The organism is Yersinia aleksiciae (assembly GCF_001047675.1).
Taxonomy (GTDB): Bacteria; Pseudomonadota; Gammaproteobacteria; order Enterobacterales; family Enterobacteriaceae; genus Yersinia; species Yersinia aleksiciae.
On record NZ_CP011975.1, the window covers coordinates 1,931,037 to 1,946,817 of the forward strand.

A 15,781-nucleotide genomic window follows, 5' to 3' on the forward strand; every position below is an offset into this window, starting at 1 on the left:
CTCAATTACGTTATTTCACACTCAAATTCAGAGAATTATTAATTGTGGTGTAGATCTCATAAATAACCGATTAATTATAGAAACACGCTAATACTTATCGTGCGGATAACATCTCTCTGTGGAATTATGCATTTTGCAGGGAAGAAAACATGATCGTTATCATAAAATTAACATTAAACCAAAAAACATAATTGGCGGACGAAAATCTGTAATTGCTGATGTGCAAATAAGCGTCAACAATCCCTATTGTAGTTGATGTTTACCGTTTCTCTTACCCTGCTTGCACAATAAGAAAGGTACCAAAAGATGAAATTTAAGAACATTTTACTCTCCGCATGTGCCGCACTGGTGATGTTTAGTCAGCCAGGATTCAGTAAAGAAATTAAAATCGGTATGGCGATAGACGATCTTCGTCTTGAACGCTGGCAGAAAGATCGCGATATTTTTGTTAACAAGGCTGAGTCCCTCGGCGCTAAAGTATTTGTTCAATCGGCAAACGGCAATGAAGAAACACAAATGTCGCAGATTGAGAATATGATTAACCGTGGTGTTGATGTGCTGGTTATTATTCCCTATAACGGTCAAGTATTAAGTAATGTGATCGCCGAAGCTAAACGGGAAGGGATAAAAGTATTGGCGTATGACCGCATGATAAATAATGCGGACATCGACTTTTATATCTCATTCGACAATGAAAAAGTGGGTGAATTACAAGCCAAAAGCTTGGTTGAACGAGTGCCACAAGGCAACTATTTCCTGATGGGTGGCTCGCCGGTAGATAACAACGCCAAGTTGTTCCGCCAGGGGCAGATGACAGTGCTTAATCCACTGATAAAAGAGGGTAAAATCAAAATTGTGGGCGACCAGTGGGTTGATGCCTGGTTACCTGAAAATGCCTTAAAAATCATGGAAAATGCGCTGACAGCCAACAATAACAAGATTGATGCTGTTGTGGCGTCAAATGATGCCACCGCAGGCGGCGCTATTCAGGCATTAGCTGCGCAGGGTCTGGCGGGTAAGGTGGCTATTTCTGGTCAGGATGCTGATTTGGCAGCAATAAAACGTATTGTTGCGGGTACGCAAACCATGACCGTATATAAGCCAATCAGTAAATTAGCCAATGACGCCGCAGAAATTGCAGTGAGCCTGGGTAAAGGTGAACAACCCAAAGCTAACAGTCAGTTAAATAATGGCATAAAAGATGTTCCGGCTTATTTATTAACACCAATTCAAGTCGATAAAAATAATATTGATAGCACAATTATCGCCGATGGATTCCATAAAAAAGCAGACATTTACTGATTAAGTTTATTTTGAGTTTGTATTGCTAATTTTAATAAGTGGTGAGTTTTTCCAGATTATTAAAGTTGCTGCTATTTCATATGTGCCACAAGCAATTGGAGTTGCAGCTGACAAAGCTGCAACTTTAATTAATAAAGGTACAGGAGGGATCAATGGCCTACCTGCTCGAAATGAAAGAGATAACCAAGCAGTTTGGCGTCGTTAAGGCAGTCGATAATATCAGCCTGACACTGGAGGCTGGGCAAGTATTATCATTATGCGGCGAAAATGGCTCGGGAAAATCCACACTAATGAAAGTGTTATGCGGTATTTACCCCACAGGTTCCTATCAAGGGGAAATAATTTTTGCAGGTGAAACGCTTCAGGCCAAAAATATTCGTGAAACAGAGCAAAAGGGTGTTGCAATAATTCATCAGGAACTGGCCTTAGTGAAACAAATGTCCGTGCTGGAGAACATGTTTCTCGGCTCAGAGTGGGGCCGCTTCGGCATCATGGATTACGACGCCATGTATTTACGCTGCCAACGAATGCTGGCACAGGTAAAGCTAGCGGTCGATCCCCATACATTGGTCGGTGAGTTGGGCCTTGGGCAGCAACAATTGGTCGAAATCGCGAAAGCGCTGAATAAACAAGTGCGACTGCTGGTGTTGGATGAGCCAACGGCCTCGCTAACAGAGAGCGAAACAGCCATTTTGCTGGATATTATCCGTGATCTGCGCAATCACGGCATAGCCTGCATCTATATCTCGCACAAATTGAACGAAGTGAAAGCCATCTCGGATCATATCTGTGTAATCCGCGATGGTCGTCATATTGGCACTCGCCCTGCGGCGACCATGAGCGAAGATGACATTATCGCCATGATGGTGGGCCGCGAACTTAAAGAACTCTACCCCCACGAAGCACACCACATCGGCGAGGAAATTCTACGGGTAGAAAATCTCTGCGCCTGGCATCCAGTAAACCGCCATATTCGTCGGGTAGATGACGTCTCTTTCTCATTGAGACGGGGCGAGATCTTGGGGGTGGCCGGATTGGTTGGTTCGGGTCGAACCGAAACGGTGCAATGCCTGTTTGGCGTCTATCCGGGCCGCTGGCAGGGCGAGATTTTTATCGATGGCAAAGCCGTCACCATCAGCAATTGTCAGCAAGCAATGAAGCTGGGTATTGCCATGGTGCCGGAAGACCGAAAAAAGGATGGCATCGTGCCAGTGATGGGGGTTGGGGCCAATATCACACTGGCTGCGCTGGATGATTTTACCGGTGCTTTTAGCGTGCTGGATGATGCTAAAGAGCAATCGACGATTGTGCAGTCTCTGGCGCGATTGAAAGTGAAAACGTCTTCTTCGGAGCTGGCCATTGCCCGTCTCAGTGGGGGTAATCAGCAAAAAGCCATACTGGCTAAATGCCTATTACTGAACCCACGAATTTTGATCCTCGACGAACCGACACGCGGCATCGACATTGGTGCAAAATATGAAATTTATAAACTTATCAATCAATTGGTCCAACAGGGGATTGCGGTGATTGTGATTTCCTCTGAACTGCCGGAGGTCTTGGGATTAAGCGATCGGGTGCTGGTCATGCATCAGGGGCGCATCAAAGCCGATCTCATTAACCAGAACCTGACTCAAGAAAAGGTCATGGAAGCCGCACTCAGGAGTGAAACCCATGTTGCAAGCTAATCAACCAGAAGTGAATACAGCCGAAAATGGCGCTAAAAAGCCACTATTTCGACTAAAATCCGTTAATTTGCAAGTTTTTGTCATGTTGGCGGCTATCGCCATTATTATGCTGTTTTTCACTTTCACCACCGAAGGGGCCTATCTCAGCGCCAGAAATATCTCGAACCTGCTGCGTCAGACGGCGATCACCGGCATCCTTGCTGTCGGCATGGTATTTGTCATTATCTCGGCGGAAATTGATTTGTCCGTCGGCTCAATGATGGGGTTGTTGGGTGGGATAGCGGCGATTTTTGACGTATGGCTTGGCTGGCCGCTGCCCCTGACCATTGTGGTCACCCTGGGTTTAGGGCTGGTACTTGGAGCATGGAATGGTTGGTGGGTGGCGTATCGCAAAGTGCCCTCATTTATTGTCACGCTAGCGGGAATGCTGGCTTTTCGCGGCATTTTGATTGGCATCACCAACGGCACCACGGTATCCCCCACCAGTAATGCCATGTCGCAGATTGGTCAAAGTTATCTGCCCAATGGTCTTGGATTTGGCATCGGCGCGATTGGCCTGATGCTGTTTGTGGCCTGGCAGTGGCATCGCCGCAGCCACCGTATCCGGCTCGGTTTACCTGTCGCCGCGCCACAGGGGGATGTAACCCGTCAATCCATTACCGCCGTCATTGTGCTTGGTGCCATATATTTACTGAATGATTATCGCGGTGTGCCTACTCCGGTATTGATTCTGACGGCGTTGATGCTGGCAGGGATATTTATGGCGACCCGCACGGCATTTGGCCGCCGGATCTATGCCATTGGCGGCAATATCGATGCTGCCCGTTTATCTGGGGTGAACGTCGAGCGCACTAAATTGGCGGTATTTGCAATCAATGGCTTGATGGTGGCCATCGCCGGTTTGATTCTTAGCTCACGTCTGGGGGCCGGTTCGCCTTCGGCGGGGAATATTGCTGAGTTGGATGCCATTGCCGCCTGTGTGATTGGCGGCACTAGCCTTGCCGGTGGGATCGGCAGTGTGGCCGGTGCGGTCATGGGCGCATTTATCATGGCTTCTCTTGATAATGGGATGAGCATGCTAGATGTGCCGACATTCTGGCAGTACATTGTCAAAGGCGCGATTTTGCTGTTGGCCGTGTGGATGGATTCCGCCACCAAACGTCGGGTTTAACCCTATCCCACCGCAGAGCGTTCAGTGCCATACTGCATTGATCTCTCTGCGGATGCCGTTTTGATACCCCACCCATTTCAGGAGCCACTCCCATGTTTGAGAAACGCTACCGGATAACCTTGCTGTTTAACGCTAATAAAGTGTACGACCGGCAAGTGGTAGAGGGTGTCGGCGAGTATTTACAGGCTTCGCAATGTGATTGGGACATTTTTATTGAAGAGGATTTTCGCTGCCGTATCGATAATATCCGCGATTGGCTAGGTGATGGCGTTATAGCTGATTTTGATGATCGGCAGATAGAGCAACTGCTGGTGAATGTCGATGTCCCGATCATCGGCGTCGGTGGGTCTTATCATCAGCCGGAAGATTACCCACCAGTCGATTATATAGCGACCGACAACCGGGCCTTGGTCGAGGCGGCTTTTATGCATTTGAAAGAGAAGGGCTTAAATCGCTTCGCTTTCTACGGGCTACCGGCCAGCAGTGATAAGCGCTGGGCGCAGGAGCGGGAGTATGCATTCCGCCAATTAGTGGCGGCGGAGCAATATCAAGGGGTGGTTTATCAAGGTATGGCCACCGCGCCAGCCAACTGGCAATACACCCAAAATCGGCTGGCCGATTGGGTACAAACCTTGCCACATCAGACCGGGATTATCGCCGTGACCGATGCACGGGCGCGTCATTTATTGCAAGTGTGCGAGCATCTGGATATTGCGGTACCGGAAAAACTGAGCGTTATTGGCATCGATAATGAAGAGTTAACCCGCTATTTATCGCGAGTGGCACTTTCATCGGTTGCGCAAGGGACGCGACAAATGGGCTATCGGGCGGCTAAGTTGCTGCATCAGCGCCTTAACCAACGCCAAAAGCAACAAGAGGCCCCACCGTTGCAGCGCATTCTGGTTCCCCCAGTGAAAGTGATCGCCCGCCGCTCAACGGATTTTCGTTCGCTACGTGATCCGGCGGTGATTCAGGCGATGCACTATATTCGTCATCACGCCTGCAAGGGAATTAAGGTCGAGCAGGTGCTGGATGCGGTAGGGATGTCGCGCTCGAATTTAGAAAAGCGCTTTAAAGACGATATCGGGCAGACGATTCATGGCGTGATTCATGAAGAAAAACTCGATCGGGCGCGCAATTTATTGGCCGCCACCTCGCTGCCTATCAATGAAATCTCGCAAATGTGTGGCTATCCGTCGCTGCAATACTTCTATTCGGTATTCAAAAAAGGCTACTCCATCACCCCGAAAGAACACCGCGATAAATATGGCGAAGTGAGTTATTAACCCTCGCTAAGTCACTGTAAAGAAATGGCCACACAACTGCTGCTGAGTGACCTCCGCGAATACAGCAGAATCTGTCAGCGCGATTCGACTCTCTCAGATTTCATCTCAGATAATAACCACAGAGCAAAATCCCGCATCGCGGCAGTTTCTGTGCGGGATTGTAGGCGAGTTAACCAATATCCCCCGAGGTTAATCGTCGTGCTAAAAGGTTGAATGATGCGTTCACTGCGTAGCAGGTGCATAAACATGGACGGCGGGGCCAGCGCGATACCTATTTCCTCTTGCGCCGCTTCCAGCATGCTCACCGACGAGTCGAACATGATGATTTGTTGGGAAGGTGAAGGCACAGATCCCCCTGCTGCGGTAAACCATGTCGACCATTCATCACGACGATAGGAGCGAAGCAGAGTAAATTTCTGGAGGTCATCAGGATTGCGTAAATACCCCGCTAATGAGGGTGCACACAAAGGCGTAAGGGGTGCATCGCATAAAAATTGCGACTCCGTGCCATGCCAGGCTCCATTACCATAGCGAATGGCATAATCCAGCCCTTCAGCCACAACATCGACGCGATTATTATGGGTGGAAAGTAAAATATCCACATGGGGGTAACGCTGTTGAAAATGTTTCAGGCGCGGTAATAGATAACCGGTGGCAAAGGTGCCGACAACGCCCACTCTGATTTTTTCATGCATCATCCCAGCGGAAAAACGATCTAGGGTGTCAGCTATGCGATCAAAAGAGTCGTTAAGGATGGGGAGTAAATTCTCACCTTCCGTTGTTAGCACTAATCCGCGTGAAATACGAATAAAGAGGCGACAATTGAGGTGCTGCTCCAGCGCTTTGACCTGCTGGCTTATTGCGGCATGGGTAACATTTAATTCGATAGCAGCCTTAGTAAAACTTAACTGTCTGGCTGCGGCTTCGAAGGCACGAAGTGCATTTAGCGGAATATAACTGCGTACCATAGGTTTATCTGTTAGTTTTTCTATTATCAAATGCCAAATATAATCGATTGTGATCCATAGTCAATCCTTGCAGAATTTGTGCCGCAGAAGGAGCCACACTGCGTGTCATTTATCAGTCTATGGAAGATTCCCCAATGATGAAAAAGTCTATAATCACTACTTTGGTCTTTACCGCCATCGCAGCTTTCCCACTTTGTACCTCAGCAAAAACAATCCTGACGAAACAGCAGGTTGCAGCTATCGTCAATAACACCCTTACGCCGTTGATCGAAAAACAAGATATTCCCGGTATGGCCGTCGCGGTATTTTATGACGGTAAGCCGCAATTTTTTAACTATGGCGTCGCGGATATAAAAACTGGCCGCCGAGTAACCGAAAATACCCTGTTTGAGCTAGGTTCGGTGAGTAAGACCTTTACCGGCGTTGCCGGGGAGTATGCCGTGCAAACCGGAATGATGAACCTTAATGATCCCGTGACGGAATACACTTCTGAGCTAACGGGGGAGCAGTGGAAACAGGTGAAAATGTTGCATCTGGCGACCTACACTGCGGGCGGGCTTCCTCTTCAACTCCCCGATTCGGTCACCGACCAGAAATCATTATGGCAATATTATCAACAATGGCAGCCACAATGGGCTCCAGGGGTAATGCGAAATTACTCTAATGCCAGCATTGGTTTATTTGGTGCGCTGGCGGTGAAGAAAAGTCAGTTAACATTTGAAAACTACATGACGAAAAATGTGTTCCAGCCATTACAACTGAAACATACTTTTATCACTGTCCCTGAATCCATGCAGTCAAGCTATGCGTGGGGCTATAAGGATGGTCAGCCGGTACGTGTCACATTGGGCATGCTGGGTGAAGAAGCCTATGGAGTGAAATCCACCTCGCAAGATATGGTGAGATTTATGCAGGCCAATATGGACCCAGACAGCTTACCTGCCGGTAACGATAAGTTAAAACAAGCGATCATCGCATCCCAGTCTCGCTATTTTCAGGCGGGAGAGATGTTCCAGGGGTTGGGGTGGGAAATGTACAACTGGCCTATCAATCCACAGAGAGTCATTGCCGACAGTGGCAATGATATCGCGTTGAAACCGCGTAAGGTTGAGGCACTGGAGCCTGCACAGCCTGCAATACCGGCATCTTGGGTGCATAAGACTGGTGCTACCAATGGTTTTGGGGCTTATATTGTCTTCATCCCAGAGGAGAATATTGGCATAGTGATGTTAGCTAACAAGAACTACCCTAATCCTGTCCGCGTGCAAGCTGCCTATCATATTCTTCAGGCATTGCGTTGAGAGCTATTACGGACTGACCCCCTTAGTTGGATATAAGTGCAGTCTGGCAACAGGCTGCACTTATTCTGCGACAACACCACGGTTGCTGACTGACTTCCGTTAATGCAATAAAGCCATTTATTCACCATCTCTATCGAATGGATAGCGCCATACAATAAACGCGCTATAATCACCGACTTAGATAATGCATATCTATGGAAGATCATCGTCCCCGGTGGGGCGGCTGGACTTCAAATCCAGATGGGGCCGCCAGCGGTCCTCGGCAGGTTCGACTCCTGTGGTCTTCCGCCAAAGTTGGTCTCACAAAATCATCTGCGCCGCTCGGCAGTTATAAATCGCGGCGAGTTGCTCTCTGGTTTTCTTCTGTGGGCAAGAATCTACGGCCTCCCATTGAGATACCGCTGATTGGGTCGTGCCAAGCAGTTCCGCCAGTGGGCTACGCAAACCTTGCAGGAATATCTGATTAAAGGTTTTGTGATGGATGATGAGCGGCTGAATATCAAGCGCGGCGGCGTCAGCAAATATTCATATCCCTTAAAGTGTTACTCGTAAATCTCCTCTTCCGGGCCACCAGCGGCAGCGGCCCGACTCGATAATCACACGACATACTTCTCAATTGCCACTGCCACACCCTCTTCACTATTCGTCGTGGTAATAAACTGCGCAATCTCTTTTAGCTCAGGAATAGCATTCCCCATCGCCACTCCCACGCCAGCGTAATTAACCATCGCGATATCATTACCCTGATCACCCAACGCCATCACATTTTCTTGTGCGATGCCTAAATGGTCAGCCAGCATTTTCACGCCGGTTCCCTTATCGACACGCTTACTCAAAATTTCCAGGTAGAAAGGTGCACTCTTCATAATGGTGAAACGCTCGAAAGCCTCGGCAGGCATCATCGCTAATGCACGATCCAGCATTTCAGGCTCATCAATCATCATCACTTTCGGGAAGCGCAATGTCGGGTCCATCTCTTCCACAGCACGATATTTCAATGGGATACCGGTCAATAACACTTCATGCAGGGTGTATTTGCTGATGTCTTTGTTGGCGGTATATAAGGTATCAAAATCAAAAGCCTGGAAACTGACGCCCATTTTGCGCGATAAAGCTTCAAAATAGAGATAATCTTCGAAACTGAGGGTTTCCTGCAAAATACATTCACCAGTGGCGGCTTTTTGGACCAATGCACCATTATTGCTGATGCAATAATCGCCACTGTTCTCCATATTTAGTTCGCGTAAATAACGTTGGACCCCGATATAAGGCCGACCCGTGGCCAATACCACGCAAACACCTTTCGCTCGAGCAGCATCAATGGCCTGCTTTACCCGTGGTGTGATTTCATGCTGCGGATTCAGTAACGTGCCGTCCATATCGATAGCGATCAATTCAATAGCCATAGAGTCCTCAGATTTATTTAACTAATACCTCATGCTAACGCGATTCAGCGCTCAAATGCTAGTAAGTCTGTGTGCCGTACAATGGTTACGGCGATAGGGGCTGTTTTCAGGCAAAAAAAATCCAGAGACAGTTGCCTGCTCTGGATTTTTTATCGCTTATCTTATCCGCAGATTAGATATCGATGTTGGCTGCACGCAGCGCATTCTCTTCGATAAAGGCACGACGAGGTTCAACCGCGTCACCCATCAGGGTGGTGAACAGTTGATCTGCGGCAATAGCATCTTTGACCATCACTCGCAGCATACGACGACTGGCTGGGTCCATCGTAGTTTCCCACAGCTGTTCTGGGTTCATTTCACCCAAACCTTTATAGCGCTGAATTGCCAGGCCACGACGGGACTCTTTCACTAACCAATCCAGTGCATCTTCGAAGCTTGAAACCGGTACACGGCGCTCGCCACGTTCAACAAAGGCGTCTTCTTCGATTAAGCCACGCAACTTATCGCCCAACAGACAGATTTTGCGATATTCGCCACCGTGGATGAAATCAAAGTCCAGCTCATAGTCAGTATCCACACCGTGGGTACGGATACGCAAAATAGGCTCGAACAACTGACGCTCACGGTTTTCACGCACCACTGAACTGTAGCTGCTGCCGTGTTGCTCTTTCTCGTTCAGCAAGACCACCAGCGAATCAATCCACTGCGTCACAACCTCTTTATTGCTCAAATCTTCTTCTAGCAGAGTGGGCTGATAAATCAGGTTATTCAGCAGAGCACGCGGGAAACGGCGTTCCATGCGGGCGATAGTTTTCTGAACACTGTAATGCTCAGCAACCAATCTTTCTAATGGCTCACCTGCCAGTGCGGGTGCATGGGCATTGATGTGCAGTGCTGCACCATCCAGTGCCAGCGACATCTGGTACTCTTCCATCGCATCATCATCTTTGATGTATTGCTCTTGCTTGCCTTTCTTCACTTTGTACAGTGGCGGCTGAGCGATAAACACATGACCACGCTCAATAATTTCCGGCATCTGACGATAGAAGAAGGTCAACAACAACGTACGGATGTGAGAACCATCGACGTCGGCATCGGTCATGATAATGATATTGTGATAGCGCAATTTGTCCGGGTTATATTCATCCCGACCAATGCCACAGCCCAGCGCGGTGATCAACGTTGCCACTTCTTGCGAAGAGAGCATTTTGTCAAAGCGCGCTTTCTCAACGTTCAGGATTTTACCTTTTAGCGGTAAAATGGCCTGGTTTTTACGGTTACGGCCTTGTTTCGCAGAGCCGCCCGCAGAGTCCCCTTCCACTAAGTAGAGTTCGGACAACGCTGGGTCACGTTCCTGACAGTCAGCCAGTTTGCCCGGCAGGCCAGCCAAGTCCAACGCACCTTTACGGCGAGTCATTTCACGCGCTTTACGCGCAGCTTCACGGGCGCGGGCTGCGTCAATGATTTTACCGACAACGATTTTGGCGTCAGTTGGGTTTTCCAGCAAATACTCAACCAGCTTCTCGTTCATCAGTGTTTCAACCGCCGTTTTCACCTCAGAAGAGACCAATTTATCTTTGGTCTGTGAGGAGAACTTAGGATCTGGCACTTTCACCGAAACCACGGCAATCAGACCTTCACGGGCATCATCACCGGTGGCACTGATTTTCGCTTTTTTGCTGTAGCCTTCTTTATCCATGTAGCTGTTCAGCGTACGGGTCATCGCCGTACGGAAACCAACCAAATGGGTACCACCATCACGCTGTGGAATGTTGTTGGTAAAGCAGTAAATGTTCTCTTGGAAACCATCGTTCCACTGCAAGGCCACTTCCACACCGATGTCATCCTTCACGGTGGAGAAGTAGAACACTTTCGGGTGGATCGGGTTTTTGTTTTTGCTCAGATACTCAACAAACGCCCTGATACCACCTTCGTAATGGAAGTGATCTTCTCTGTCGTTGCGCTTGTCTTTCAGCTTGATGGAAACACCGGAGTTCAGGAATGACAGCTCTCGCAGACGTTTAGCCAGCATCTCATACTGGAATTCGGTGTTATTGGTGAAGGTCTGGAAACTCGGCCAAAAACGCACGGTAGTCCCGGTCAGATCCGTTTCACCTACCACTTTCAGCGGTGCCTGCGGCACACCCATTTTGTAAGTCTGCTCGTGAACTTTACCTTCACGGCGGATCACCAGCTCCAGTTTCTCAGACAGGGCGTTAACGACTGATACACCCACGCCATGCAAACCGCCGGAAACTTTGTAAGAGTTATCATCAAACTTACCGCCAGCATGCAGCACGGTCATGATGACCTCAGCTGCGGATACCCCTTCCTCTTCATGTAGACCGGTTGGGATACCACGGCCATCATCCTGTACAGAAACCGAGTTATCGGAATGGATGGTGACGATAATTTCTTTACAGTGGCCAGCGAGGGCTTCGTCGATAGCGTTGTCCACAACCTCGAATACCATGTGGTGCAGACCGGTACCGTCATCAGTATCACCGATATACATGCCCGGACGCTTACGAACCGCATCCAGCCCTTTTAATACCTTGATACTTGAGGAGTCATAAGTATTCGACATCAACGTTTCTCGCTCATTTTTAATCCTGTGGTTGAACCTCTATTTTGCCATGTTCCACGCGGAACATCTTGCCCTTTTCGCCTACCATGTCGGCCACTTGCTCAGCGCTGACTGCGCTGACAAAAACTTGGGCCTGGGTCGCTTTCAAACGCTCGGCCAATAAACGACGACGGCCGGTGTCTAATTCGGAAGCAAAATCGTCAAGCAGATACAGGCAACGCCGCCCGCTCTGTCGGGTGAGAAACTCACCCTGCGCTAACCGCAGTGCGCACATCAGCAGTTTTAGCTGACCGCGCGATAGCAAATCTTCTACCGGCGTACCATCGGCCCGAATGCGGAAATCCGCTTTATGTGGCCCGATGGCGGTATAGGTTAGCGCTCTGTCACGCTCAAACTGGCGTTCCAGCAACTCACCGTAGTCGCTCTCTTTATCCCAGCCGCGCTGGAAAGAGAAACTCAGGGCGAACTCTGGCAGGAACAGGGCGCATGTGGCTGAAATATCTGCCGCAATTGCGTCACTGTATGCCGCCCGCCACTCGCTAATACGCTCAGCCAGTGGGATGATTTCTTGATCCCATGGTCGGATTTGCGCATAGCGACTAACCTGGCGCAGCGCGGCATTACGCTGCTTAAGTAACCTTTTCAGGTTGCTCCAGGCCGTAAAAAAACCGGGTTCGTTATGAAAGCAACCCCAGTCTAGAAAAGCGCGCCGAAATTTTGGCCCGCCATTCAATAACGTAAAGCCCTCGGGGGTAATCAGCTGCATCGGCAGCATTTGCGCCAATTCAGCCACTTTATGACCGTCAGTGCCATCGATACGCACTTTGCTATCACCTTGCCGGCTTTTACTCAGGCCGACCGATGATTCACGTTCATTCACATCAACCCGCCCATGCAGCACAAACTCAGCACAGTCGTGACGTATCACGCGACCGGCCTGCAAACTACGAAAAGCGCGGCCATGACCCAAGGTATAAATCGCCTCCAACACACTGGTTTTGCCACTGCCGTTGGGGCCAACTAGAAAATTAAAACCCGACGCCAGCGCCAAGTCTGCCGATTCGATATTTCGAAAATCTTTAATCAGTAAACGCGTCAAAGCCATGCTGCAAATTTCTTCATTATCGAAGTAATCAAACTATCAAGGGCGTTATCGTCGCAGGCCATTTGCGTGCGGCCAGCGCACAGCCACCGGAGCGTACTTATTGTACGTGAGGATGGCGAGCACTGCCCAATCGCAAAGGGGCAAGTAAGATAGCCCGATAAATATTACAACCGCATTGGCATGACAACGTAGGCCGCGGCCTGACTAGCACCATCTTCGATCTGCACACTGGAAACCGAATCAGTCAGTAACAGGCGCACATCTTCGCACTTCAGTGCGTTAAGCACATCAAGCACATAGCTGACGTTGAAACCGATCTCCATTTCCGTCCCATCGTAGCTGACATCGAGGATCTCTTCCGCTTCTTCCTGCTCAGGGTTATTAGCGGTGATCTTGAGCTGATTTTGGCTAACATAGAGCCGAACGCCACGAAACTTCTCGTTAGACAAGATAGCCGCTCGAGCAAAAGCTTGTTTCAGCAAATCACAGCTCGCTTCCAGCGTTTTGTCCGGATTTTTCGGCAATACGCGGCGATAATCAGGGAAGCGGCCATCAACCAGCTTGGAGGTGAAAATAAAATCACCGACATGGGCGCGGATGTTATTACTGCCAATTTGCAGGCGCAGTGGCGTATCACCACCATCCAGTAACCTCACCAGCTCCATCACGCCTTTACGTGGCACGATCACCGAATGTGACGGCAGCGTCTGGCCAATCGGCATTGAGCATACCGCCAAACGGTGACCATCTGTCGCGACAGTGCGCAACTCTTCGCCTTCGGTTTCAAACAGCATGCCGTTCAAGTAATAGCGCACATCCTGATGGGCCATCGAGAACTGAGTGGACTCAATCAGACGCTTCAAAGTGGCTTGCGGTAAAGTGAATTCAACTTCACTCTGCCAGTCATCCAGATTCGGAAAGTCTACCGCCGGTAAGGTGGATAACGAGAAGCGGCTGCGACCAGAGCGCACCAATAGGCGATCGCCATCTAATGCAACGGTAATCTCAGCCCCTTCCGGCAAACCACGCCAGATATCAAAAAACTTCCGTGCGGGCACTGTTGTAGCACCCTGATCATGGGGCTGGGACAGGGCAACACAGGCCACCATCTCCATCTCCAGATCGGTCCCGGTCAGGCGCAAAGAACCTTCCGTCACTTGCAGCAACAAGTTACCCAAAATAGGCAACGTAGGGCGTCCACCCAGCGGGCTACTGACCTGTTGCAGCGGTTTTAGCAGATGCTCACGTTCAATGATAAATTTCATAGCGCTAGGAGGATAATGTTCTGATTAAGTTAGAGAAATCTTCTTTGATGTCGTGACTTTCCTCACGCAATTGCTCAATCTTGCGGCAAGCGTGCAACACCGTGGTATGGTCGCGGCCACCAAACGCATCGCCGATTTCAGGCAGGCTGTGGTTGGTTAGCTCTTTCGCCAGCGCCATCGCCATTTGGCGTGGGCGGGCTACCGAACGTGAACGCCGTTTGGAGAGCAGGTCAGCGACCTTAATTTTATAATATTCTGCGACAGTCTTTTGAATATTATCGATAGTCACCAGCTTTTCCTGCAATGCCAGTAAGTCGCGCAGCGCTTCGCGCACAAAATCAATGGTGATTGCCCGGCCAGTAAAATTGGCGTTAGCGATCACACGATTCAATGCTCCTTCCAGCTCACGCACGTTAGAACGCAGACGCTTGGCAATAAAGAACGCAACCTCACCTGGCAAGCGAATATCATTTTCATCCGCTTTCTTCATCAGGATCGCGACTCGGGTTTCCAGTTCCGGCGGCTCGATCGCCACCGTTAGGCCCCAGCCAAACCGCGATTTTAGGCGATCTTCTACGCCATTGATCTCTTTTGGATAGCGATCTGACGTCAGAATGATCTGCTGATTACCTTCCAGCAAGGCATTAAAGGTGTGGAAAAACTCTTCCTGCGAACGCTCTTTATTGGCAAAGAACTGAATATCATCGATTAACAGTGCATCAACCGAACGATAATAGCGCTTAAACTCTTCTATCGCGTTGTTCTGCAAGGCTTTGACCATATCTTGCACAAAACGCTCTGAATGCATGTAAACCACTTTGGCATTGGCTTTACGGGCCATGATGCCATTCCCCACCGCATGTAACAGGTGAGTTTTACCCAAACCTGTACCGCCATAGAGGAATAACGGGTTGTACGCTCCGCCCGGATTATCAGCCACCTGACGTGCTGCTGCACGGGCCAGTTGGTTCGATTTACCCTCAACGAAGTTATCAAATGTGTGCTTCGGGTTAACATTCGAACGGTAAGAGTGTTCAGGCTGAGCGGGTGAACTGTCCCAACTTGGACGCACAGGGGCGCTGCGGGTAACCGGAGCGACAGGCGCGCTAACGCTGGCTGTAACTGGATGACTTTGTGCTGCTCTTACCGCTGGTTTACTCCCAACTTCAAAACGCAGTAAGGGAACCTCGCTGCCACAAAAGTCATTGAGTAAGCCATTGATATTGTTTAAGTACTTATCACGGACCCAGTCCAGCACAAAGCGATTAGGTGCGTAAAGCGCCAGAGTATTGTCACTCAGTTCCGCCTGTAGGGGGCGTATCCACATACTAAATTCTGTGGCAGGTAACTCATCCTGCAATCGGGCAAGACACTGCTGCCAAAGCGAAAGTGACACGGCGGACTCCACTCGAACAAGATCAATAAAAGAAAGAAATCAGGATTTTTGCAACTCATCGTTTTTGACACACGCCAATATGGCCTGTAGCAAGCCAAGGTGACATGCGAACCGTTTTTCGGTTGTTTTTACGACTAACATCTCCCCAAGATCCCGGAGTAGTGATCCCAGAGTAATAGATGCGATCGGAATGGCGGATCATAGCGCAAAAGGAGCAATAGATCCTCCCCTTCCTCACAGATTAGATCCTTTTTATCCACAGGGCATAACTTCTGCTGGGAGTGTAACCCAGCGCACAGCTTTTCGTGC

General features: G+C 49.4%; 12 protein-coding genes, 1 tRNA gene and 2 pseudogenes. 8 read left to right on the top strand and 7 right to left on the bottom strand.

Annotated elements, in window-relative coordinates; all coding sequences use genetic code 11:
* Window positions 1–306 precede the first annotated feature (306 nt).
* The 5 genes from xylF (at window position 307) to xylR (ending at window position 5,444) form a co-directional block, all read left to right on the top strand.
* Window positions 307–1,302 carry a D-xylose ABC transporter substrate-binding protein gene (xylF, locus tag ACZ76_RS08810; RefSeq protein ID WP_048618564.1) on the top strand — a complete coding sequence of 332 codons (996 nt, stop codon included), beginning with the start codon at window positions 307–309 and terminating at the stop codon, window positions 1,300–1,302.
* A 22-nt stretch (window positions 1,303–1,324) separates the two neighbouring features.
* Entirely contained in the window at window positions 1,325–1,507 is a 183-nt protein-coding gene (locus ACZ76_RS19090; protein WP_144413903.1) for a hypothetical protein, read from the top strand.
* Window positions 1,455–2,987 (top strand): xylose ABC transporter ATP-binding protein, encoded by a 1,533-nt coding sequence (locus tag ACZ76_RS08815; protein ID WP_048618566.1) that lies wholly within the window; start codon window positions 1,455–1,457, stop codon window positions 2,985–2,987. The genes ACZ76_RS19090 and ACZ76_RS08815 overlap by 53 nt, the downstream gene beginning before the upstream one ends.
* Window positions 2,974–4,158, top strand: coding sequence for a xylose ABC transporter permease XylH (gene xylH, locus ACZ76_RS08820; protein ID WP_048618568.1), 1,185 nt, complete (start codon window positions 2,974–2,976; stop codon window positions 4,156–4,158). Before ACZ76_RS08815 ends, xylH begins: the two co-directional genes overlap by 14 nt.
* A 92-nt stretch (window positions 4,159–4,250) precedes the next feature.
* Window positions 4,251–5,444: a D-xylose utilization transcriptional activator XylR gene (xylR, locus tag ACZ76_RS08825; RefSeq protein WP_048618569.1), complete on the top strand. Its 1,194-nt coding sequence runs from the start codon at window positions 4,251–4,253 to the stop codon at window positions 5,442–5,444.
* A gap of 74 nt (window positions 5,445–5,518) precedes the next feature.
* Here the strand turns inward: xylR and ampR are convergent, their stop codons facing one another.
* Window positions 5,519–6,412: a LysR family transcriptional regulator AmpR gene (gene ampR, locus ACZ76_RS08830; protein ID WP_048618571.1), complete on the bottom strand. Its 894-nt coding sequence runs from the start codon at window positions 6,410–6,412 to the stop codon at window positions 5,519–5,521.
* 134 nt (window positions 6,413–6,546) lie between these two features.
* Here ampR and ampC point away from each other — a divergent pair, with 134 nt between their 5' ends.
* Entirely contained in the window at window positions 6,547–7,713 is a 1,167-nt protein-coding gene (ampC, locus tag ACZ76_RS08835) for a class C beta-lactamase (RefSeq protein ID WP_071840539.1), read from the top strand.
* 196 nt (window positions 7,714–7,909) lie between these two features.
* A tRNA-Sec gene (locus ACZ76_RS19290) sits at window positions 7,910–8,004 on the top strand.
* Between the two features lie 9 nt (window positions 8,005–8,013).
* Here ACZ76_RS19290 and ACZ76_RS18295 read toward each other — a convergent pair.
* A pseudogene (locus ACZ76_RS18295) lies at window positions 8,014–8,145 on the bottom strand (helix-turn-helix domain-containing protein); the annotation flags it as partial.
* Here ACZ76_RS18295 and rhuM point away from each other — a divergent pair.
* A pseudogene (gene rhuM, locus ACZ76_RS19545) lies at window positions 8,125–8,208 on the top strand (RhuM family protein); the annotation flags it as partial. The pseudogenes ACZ76_RS18295 and rhuM overlap by 21 nt on opposite strands.
* Before the next feature lie 101 nt (window positions 8,209–8,309).
* On the opposite strand, the gene yidA reads toward rhuM, so the two are convergent.
* From yidA to dnaA, 5 genes are all read right to left on the bottom strand, one after another.
* The gene (yidA, locus tag ACZ76_RS08840) at window positions 8,310–9,119 is read right to left on the bottom strand and encodes a sugar-phosphatase (protein WP_048618575.1); all 810 of its coding nucleotides are present in this window, start codon (window positions 9,117–9,119) and stop codon (window positions 8,310–8,312) included.
* A 172-nt stretch (window positions 9,120–9,291) separates the two neighbouring features.
* Window positions 9,292–11,706 carry a DNA topoisomerase (ATP-hydrolyzing) subunit B gene (gene gyrB / locus ACZ76_RS08845; RefSeq protein WP_048618576.1) on the bottom strand — a complete coding sequence of 805 codons (2,415 nt, stop codon included), beginning with the start codon at window positions 11,704–11,706 and terminating at the stop codon, window positions 9,292–9,294.
* A 19-nt stretch (window positions 11,707–11,725) separates the two neighbouring features.
* Window positions 11,726–12,811 carry a DNA replication/repair protein RecF gene (gene recF, locus ACZ76_RS08850; RefSeq protein WP_048618579.1) on the bottom strand — a complete coding sequence of 362 codons (1,086 nt, stop codon included), beginning with the start codon at window positions 12,809–12,811 and terminating at the stop codon, window positions 11,726–11,728.
* A 164-nt stretch (window positions 12,812–12,975) separates the two neighbouring features.
* Complete coding sequence (gene dnaN, locus ACZ76_RS08855; RefSeq protein ID WP_048618582.1) at window positions 12,976–14,076, bottom strand: DNA polymerase III subunit beta; 1,101 nt, start codon at window positions 14,074–14,076, stop codon at window positions 12,976–12,978.
* Window positions 14,077–14,080: 4 nt separating this feature from the next.
* Window positions 14,081–15,472, bottom strand: coding sequence for a chromosomal replication initiator protein DnaA (gene dnaA, locus ACZ76_RS08860; RefSeq protein ID WP_050126766.1), 1,392 nt, complete (start codon window positions 15,470–15,472; stop codon window positions 14,081–14,083).
* Window positions 15,473–15,781: the final 309 nt, after the last annotated feature.

What these genes read in the sequence shown, in the direction of transcription:
- xylF (WP_048618564.1), top strand. Translation starts at nt 307, where the DNA reads ATGAAATTTAAGAACATTTTACTCTCCGCATGTGCCGCACTGGTGATG.
- ACZ76_RS08815 (WP_048618566.1), top strand. Translation starts at nt 1,455, where the DNA reads ATGGCCTACCTGCTCGAAATGAAAGAGATAACCAAGCAGTTTGGCGTC.
- xylH (WP_048618568.1), top strand. Translation starts at nt 2,974, where the DNA reads ATGTTGCAAGCTAATCAACCAGAAGTGAATACAGCCGAAAATGGCGCT.
- xylR (WP_048618569.1), top strand. Translation starts at nt 4,251, where the DNA reads ATGTTTGAGAAACGCTACCGGATAACCTTGCTGTTTAACGCTAATAAA.
- ampR (WP_048618571.1), bottom strand. Translation starts at nt 6,412, where the DNA reads ATGGTACGCAGTTATATTCCGCTAAATGCACTTCGTGCCTTCGAAGCC.
- ampC (WP_071840539.1), top strand. Translation starts at nt 6,547, where the DNA reads ATGATGAAAAAGTCTATAATCACTACTTTGGTCTTTACCGCCATCGCA.
- yidA (WP_048618575.1), bottom strand. Translation starts at nt 9,119, where the DNA reads ATGGCTATTGAATTGATCGCTATCGATATGGACGGCACGTTACTGAAT.
- gyrB (WP_048618576.1), bottom strand. Translation starts at nt 11,706, where the DNA reads ATGTCGAATACTTATGACTCCTCAAGTATCAAGGTATTAAAAGGGCTG.
- recF (WP_048618579.1), bottom strand. Translation starts at nt 12,811, where the DNA reads ATGGCTTTGACGCGTTTACTGATTAAAGATTTTCGAAATATCGAATCG.
- dnaN (WP_048618582.1), bottom strand. Translation starts at nt 14,076, where the DNA reads ATGAAATTTATCATTGAACGTGAGCATCTGCTAAAACCGCTGCAACAG.